Below are 6,197 nucleotides of genomic sequence, written 5' to 3'. Positions count from 1 at the left end.
CGGCGGATCAGGCGCCGGAGGTCTGGCTCAAGCCCAACTTCACCCGGGTGGCGGACCTTCCCGTTCCTGTGAAGATTCCTATCAGATAAAAGACAGCGCAAAAAAGGAACGCCTTGAAACAGGCGTTCCTTTTTTCATGTTGCGCATCCCGCTGCGATTTGCTATAATAACTTTGATTGTGCGAAAGGGGGACACTATGCGGATTCTGGGAATTGACCCCGGTGTGGCTACCATTGGCTTCGGGCTGGTGGAAGCGGACCGGGGCAGCGCGCGCATGGTGACCTACGGCACCGTCACCACCCCTGCGGGCTTGCCTCTTTCCCGGCGGCTTTATCAGATTTCCGAGGATATGGAGGCTTTAATCGGCAAACTGAATCCAGAAGTTATTGCGATAGAGGAACTGTTCTTCAACAACAACATTACCACCGGCATCGCTGTGGCCCACGGACGGGGCGTCATTTTGCTGTCTGCTGAGAAATGCGGCATACCGCTATACGAATACACGCCCTCGCAGGTGAAAATGGCGGTGGTGGGGTATGGCAAAGCAGAGAAGCGTCAGGTGATGGACATGACTCGACGGCTTCTGAACCTGAAATCTGTTCCCCGCCCCGACGACGCGGCGGACGCGCTGGCGCTGGCCCTTTGTCATGCAAGGAGTTTTACTTCACGACTTCCCCAGATAAGCGGTGTGAAGGAGACAATTTGACCGACAGGGCGCAGGACGCAGCCTGCATTTGAACGAAGAATGGGAGGAATCCTGTGTTTTACTATCTAAACGGTATTGTTGCCGAGGTACAACCCAATCTGGCAGTGATCGACTGCGGCGGTGTGGGCTATGCCTGCGCCACCACGGGGCACACGCTGGCGGGTCTGAAAAAAGGAGAGAAGGCCAAGCTGTACACTCATTTTCACGTGGCGGAAAATGCTTTCGGGCTGTACGGCTTTGGGAGCCCTGCGGAGCTTGGCAGCTTTAAGCTGCTTATCGGCGTGTCCGGCGTGGGACCCAAGGCCGCGCTGGCGATTCTGTCCGTTTCCACCCCGGAAACACTGGCTATGTCGGTGATTACCGGGGACGAAAAGGCCCTGACGGCAGCTCCTGGTATCGGGAAAAAGATTGCCCAGCGCATTATTTTGGAATTGAAAGATAAAATGAGTAAAGAGAGCGTCGCCAACGGCTTTACTCTGGGCACGAGGGGCGGCGCCGTCAGCGCTGATCTAACCAATAAAACCATGGAAGCCGCCGCCGCTTTGAGTGTGCTGGGCTATTCCTCGGCGGAAACGGCTGAGGCGTTGAAGGGTGTTGACACACAAAGTCTTCCTTTGGAGGAGATTATCCGGGCCTGTCTGAAAAAAATGGCACGGTAGACGGGAAGCTTGGGGATACGTGAGATGCCTGAAGGTTGAAGTGTCGGAAAGTTCGCTTCCGGCGAATAAAGAGGAAAAGGAATTGAAGCGGCGCGATACGATCCGCGCTTTGAAGAAAAGGACGGCTGTACGCAGCCACTATACAGGAAAGGAGAACGACTATGGCAAAATATGAACGTCGGTTTCAGGGGGAATTTGAAAGTTCTCTGAACGTCCTGCATGCTGGAATTTTAAATGGAAGCGCGTCCGCCACCTACGAGGACGGCAGCGACTATGCTGCTGCCGATGTGCGCTGTGCGGTGCGGGTTTACGAGCGGTACAGCTATGCTGGGGGAAACCGGGTCAGCCTGAATCTAACCCTGATGGGGAATGGAAGGGATTTGTTCCTCTCCGTGATTACCTCCGGGGGAAGTCAGGCCATGTTTTTCAAGCTCAACACCTTGGGTGAGGAAGCGTTTCTGGACACCGTACGTGATATAGCGGAATCTCTGTAAAGGAAAAGCACCACACAGAGAAAAGCGCCTGATTTGGGGGATGTGAGCAGTTGAGCATTGACTTTGGAAGCGACATTTACGAAGAGCCTATTGTTGCCAAAACCTTTCTTGAAGAGGACGGCGGCGAGATTTCCCTGCGCCCCCGGGCGCTGCGGGACTACATAGGGCAGGAAAAGGCCAAGGAGAATCTGAGCGTGTTCATCGCCGCCGCCAAGCAGCGGACGGAGCCGCTGGACCATGTGTTGCTCCATGGCCCTCCCGGCCTTGGTAAGACCACTCTGGCGGGAATTATTGCGGGGGAAATGGGGGTTAACATCCGCATTACCTCCGGCCCGGCCATTGAAAAGCCGGGAGATCTGGCGGCACTTTTGACGAATCTTTCGGAGAACGACATTCTGTTTGTGGATGAAATTCACCGGCTGAACCGGGCGGTGGAGGAAATTTTGTATCCTGCCATGGAGGACTATGCGCTGGACATTATCGTGGGCAAAGGCCCCTCCGCAAACTCCATCCGTCTGGACCTGCCCCGGTTTACCCTGATCGGGGCCACCACCCGGGCAGGCCAGCTTTCCGCGCCCCTGCGGGACCGCTTCGGCGTGACGCTGCGGCTGGAACTGTATTCTTCGGAGGAATTGGCCCTGATTGTCACGCGCAGCGCGGGGATTTTAAATGTTCCCATTGAGGACGCAGGCGCGTTTGAGATTGCAAAGCGCAGCCGGGGAACGCCTCGGATTGCCAACCGGATGCTCCGCCGGGTGCGGGATTTCGCGCAGGTGAAGGCCGATGGGGTCATTACCAAGGCGGTTGCGGATCACGCGTTAAATGCGTTGGAGGTGGACTATCTGGGCCTTGACTCGGTGGACCGGCGGATGCTTTCATCCATTGTTGAGAACTATGGCGGAGGCCCCGTTGGTCTGGAGACGCTGGCCGCCACCATCGGGGAGGAGTCCGTGACGCTGGAAGACGTTTACGAGCCGTATCTGATGCAATTGGGCTTTCTTACCCGCACGCCTCGGGGCCGCTGCGTAACCCACCGGGCGTATACCCATCTGGGTCTGAGCGTTCCGGGCGGGACGGAGCAGCCCGAGCAGCTCTCCTTTTGATTTTTGAATAGAACGAGGTATGTAATATGGGCAAACTCTTTGGGACCGACGGTATTCGCGGCGTGGTTGGAGAAACCCTTACGGCGCAGGAGGCGTTTCGCGTGGGTCAGGCCGTTGCCGCTGTACTGACAGAGGATTTGGGCCGCCGCCCGGTGGTTTTGATCGGCAAAGATACCCGCGTTTCTTCAGATATGCTGGAATCCGCTCTGATGGCGGGAATCTGCGACGTGGGCGGCGATGTGAAGCCGCTGGGGACCATTCCCACCCCTGCTGTGGCGTATCTGACGGTGCGGGAGCGGGGCGACGCGGGCATCGTGGTTTCCGCGTCTCATAACCCCTATGAGCATAACGGCATCAAGGTGTTCAACGCCCAGGGCTACAAGCTGTCCGATGAGGTGGAGCTGCGGGTGGAGGAGAAAATTTTGTCCGATGCGCGTATCAAGTCCCGCACCCGTAACGAAATAGGACGCCGTCACCACGGAATGCGCCAACTGAAGCGGGATTACATAGATTTCGTGGCGGGTACGGTGGAGAGCGACCTTGCGGGGCTGCGCATTCTTGCGGACTGCGCCAACGGCGCGGCCAGCGCCACCGCGCCGGAGCTGTTTGGTCGATTTAAGGCCCACACGGATTTCATCCACACCCAGCCCGACGGCTTGAACATCAACAGCCGCTGCGGCTCCACATATCTGGAGGATTTGGCGGCTGCGGTGGTAAAAGGGAAGTACGACGTAGGCGTGGCCTTTGACGGGGATGCGGACCGTTGCCTTCTGGTAGACGAAACCGGCGGGCCTATCGACGGCGATAAGGTGATGGCCGTGTGCGCCGCGGACATGAAGCGCAGGGGAAAGCTCAACGGAAACGCGCTGGTTGCCACCGTGATGAGCAATCTGGGTCTCCACGAGTTCTGCCGCACGGGCGGGTTGGAGCTGGTTTGTACCGATGTAGGGGACCGGAACGTGCTGGAAGAAATGCTTCGAAGCGACTTCCGCATCGGCGGCGAGCAGTCCGGGCATACCATTTTTACAGACCTTGAAACCACCGGAGACGGTCAGGTCACTGCGCTTCAATTTTTGCAGGTTTTGAAGACCTCCGGCAAAAAGGCTTCGGAGCTGGTGTCCGTCTGTCCGACGTATCCTCAGGAGCTGATCAACGTGCCCGTGGACCATCAGCGGGGCGTGAAAGAGGCGATTATGGCCTCCTCCGCACTGCAAAGCGCCGTGGAGGCGGCTGAGAAGGCCATGGGCGGCGAGGGCCGTATTCTGGTGCGACCTTCCGGAACAGAAGCGCTGATTCGTGTCATGGTAGAGGCGAAAACCATCGAAAAGGCGCACAAAACGGCTGAAAAACTTGCGGATTTTGTGAAAACACTTGAAATCTGAAAGATGCCGCAGAGCGGAATTACCAGAATTTTCAAAAGAAATTTTAACGAATTTTATATTTCTCTTGACAAAATTTGTGTTCAAAAGGTATAATAACATATGTGCAAGTGCGAAGAGTCTAATTCATTCTGTGCAGACGGCCTTTCAGATGAGGAGCTGTGTGTTCGTGCCGCCCGCGGGAATCGCGGGGCGGAGGAGCGTCTGGTTTCCAAATACACCCGTCTGGTCCGTTCCTGTGCCCGCCCGTTCTTTTTGATCGGGGGTGACAGCGAGGATTTGCTGCAGGAGGGAATGATCGGACTGATGAAGGCCGTCCGGGAATACGACGGAGAAAGAGACGCCTCTTTTCGCACCTTTGCCGAAACCTGTGTCCGCAATCGTCTGCTTTCAGTTCTGCGCGCCGCTTCCCGCGGCAAGCACATGCCTCTGAACCAGTCGGTTTCTCTTGATACACCCTTCTTTGATCGCGACTCCTACACCCTTGGTACCCGGGATCTGACGCAGCGCAGCCCTGAAGATTTTCTGATTGACAGGGAGCACACGAGCAGTCTCTTGTTTGGTGTTCGGAAACAATTGTCCGAGTTTGAAGCGAAGATTTTGGGGTATTATTTAGACGGTTTATCTTGTCGGGAAATTGCCGAAACCGTGGGCAAATCCCCTAAATCCGTGGACAACGCCGTGCAGCGGATCCGTCGTAAGGTGGCGCGGCAACTTCTTTCCGGCGATTTCAGCAAGAGCTGAGCGCAATATATTTTTCTTTTCAAAGAGAGGGTAAAATCATGTACGAAGACAAGACTTTAGTGTGCAAAGAGTGTGGCCAGGAGTTCGTGTTCACCGCTGGTGAGCAGGAGTTTTATGCCGAGCGCGGCTTCCAGAACGAGCCCCAGCGCTGCAAGGGCTGCCGTGATGCCCGCAAGACCGCTTCCCGCGGTCCCCGGGAGTACTTCGCCGCTGTTTGCGCATCCTGCGGTGGAGAGGCTCGCGTTCCCTTCGAGCCCAAGTCCGACCGTCCTGTGTATTGCAGCGAGTGCTTCGCCAAGATGCGCGAAGAGCAGAGATAACGAAAGTCATCTCAGAGGAACGTCCGAAAGGGCGTTCCTTTTTTGGCTTTTTTAAAGGTGCGATGTTTCTTCCGGAGACGAAACAGGACTGCAAAGCTGATTTTTTTTAAGTTTAGCGCAAAAAGGGCAGGTTTTGCTTTTTTGCATGAAATTTTCCCCGGATTTCTCTTGAAATTAGAGAAAAAACGGGGTATAATACTTAAAAGTGAGCGGAGCTTTGCTCCGATAAACTGAACTTTTGGAGGCAAATTTATGGTTGAAATTACAAAGGACACCATCATCGGTGATATTCTGGACGTGGCTCCTCAGACCGCGCCGATTTTCTTTTCCATTGGAATGCACTGCTTGGGCTGCCCTTCTTCTCGCGGCGAAACCGTGGAAGAGGCTTGCATGGTCCATGGCGTGGACGTTGACAAGCTGTTGACACTGGTCAACGAGGAAGCCAACAAGGCTGCGGAATAAAACTTTTCCGAGGAAGAATCTGACAGAACGCATACGGGAAATCCGTATGCGTTCCGTTTGTCAGCGATTGCCGGGCAACGGCAGGAATTTTCCCGTTTACAGCGGGCCAAAAGGAGACTGATGACAGAATGAATGCGCGGAAACCCGAGTTGTCGGCCCGGCTTCAATTGTTGGCGGACTGGGTAACCCAAGGCGCCGCTCTGGCGGACGTAGGTACGGACCACGCCTATCTCCCGGTTTGGCTGACGCTGGAGGGACGGCTTCGCTCCGCCATCGCCTGCGATCTGCGGACGGGTCCTCTGGGCCGGGGAAAAGACACTGCGCGCCGCT

The 6,197-nt window shown here is 55.8% G+C and carries 9 protein-coding genes; all 9 read left to right on the top strand.

The features are described from left to right. The first annotated feature begins 196 nt into the window (after positions 1-196). Positions 197-706, top strand: coding sequence for a crossover junction endodeoxyribonuclease RuvC (gene ruvC / locus B2W96_RS06485; RefSeq protein ID WP_293009471.1), 510 nt, complete (start codon positions 197-199; stop codon positions 704-706). A gap of 53 nt (positions 707-759) precedes the next feature. Continuing rightward, positions 760-1,365, top strand: coding sequence for a Holliday junction branch migration protein RuvA (gene ruvA, locus B2W96_RS06480; RefSeq protein ID WP_293009470.1), 606 nt, complete (start codon positions 760-762; stop codon positions 1,363-1,365). Positions 1,366-1,526: 161 nt separating this feature from the next. Beyond that, positions 1,527-1,859, top strand: coding sequence for a DUF6054 family protein (locus tag B2W96_RS06475; protein ID WP_293009469.1), 333 nt, complete (start codon positions 1,527-1,529; stop codon positions 1,857-1,859). Positions 1,860-1,909: 50 nt separating this feature from the next. Further along, entirely contained in the window at positions 1,910-2,962 is a 1,053-nt protein-coding gene (gene ruvB, locus B2W96_RS06470; protein WP_293009468.1) for a Holliday junction branch migration DNA helicase RuvB, read from the top strand. Positions 2,963-2,988: 26 nt separating this feature from the next. Next, on the top strand, positions 2,989-4,344 hold the full coding sequence (gene glmM, locus B2W96_RS06465) for a phosphoglucosamine mutase (RefSeq protein WP_293009467.1): 1,356 nt from the start codon (positions 2,989-2,991) through the stop codon (positions 4,342-4,344). A gap of 99 nt (positions 4,345-4,443) precedes the next feature. Then, the gene (locus B2W96_RS06460; RefSeq protein ID WP_293009466.1) at positions 4,444-5,085 is read left to right on the top strand and encodes a sigma-70 family RNA polymerase sigma factor; all 642 of its coding nucleotides are present in this window, start codon (positions 4,444-4,446) and stop codon (positions 5,083-5,085) included. Between the two features lie 38 nt (positions 5,086-5,123). Continuing rightward, entirely contained in the window at positions 5,124-5,405 is a 282-nt protein-coding gene (locus B2W96_RS06455; protein ID WP_293009465.1) for a zinc-ribbon domain containing protein, read from the top strand. Positions 5,406-5,657: 252 nt separating this feature from the next. Continuing rightward, a complete protein-coding gene (locus B2W96_RS06450; protein WP_293009464.1) occupies positions 5,658-5,867 on the top strand; it encodes a DUF1858 domain-containing protein in 210 nt (69 codons plus the stop codon). A 128-nt stretch (positions 5,868-5,995) separates the two neighbouring features. Continuing rightward, positions 5,996-6,197: tRNA (adenine(22)-N(1))-methyltransferase TrmK (locus tag B2W96_RS06445; protein WP_293009463.1), on the top strand; the 202-nt coding region annotated here is incomplete at its 3' end.

Origin of the sequence: Oscillibacter sp. UBA6647 (genome assembly GCA_002455655.1) — a bacterium.
GTDB lineage: Bacteria > Bacillota > Clostridia > Oscillospirales > Oscillospiraceae > Oscillibacter.
The sequence above is the reverse complement of the archived record's forward strand: the minus strand, read 5'-3'. Positions and strand labels throughout refer to the sequence as shown.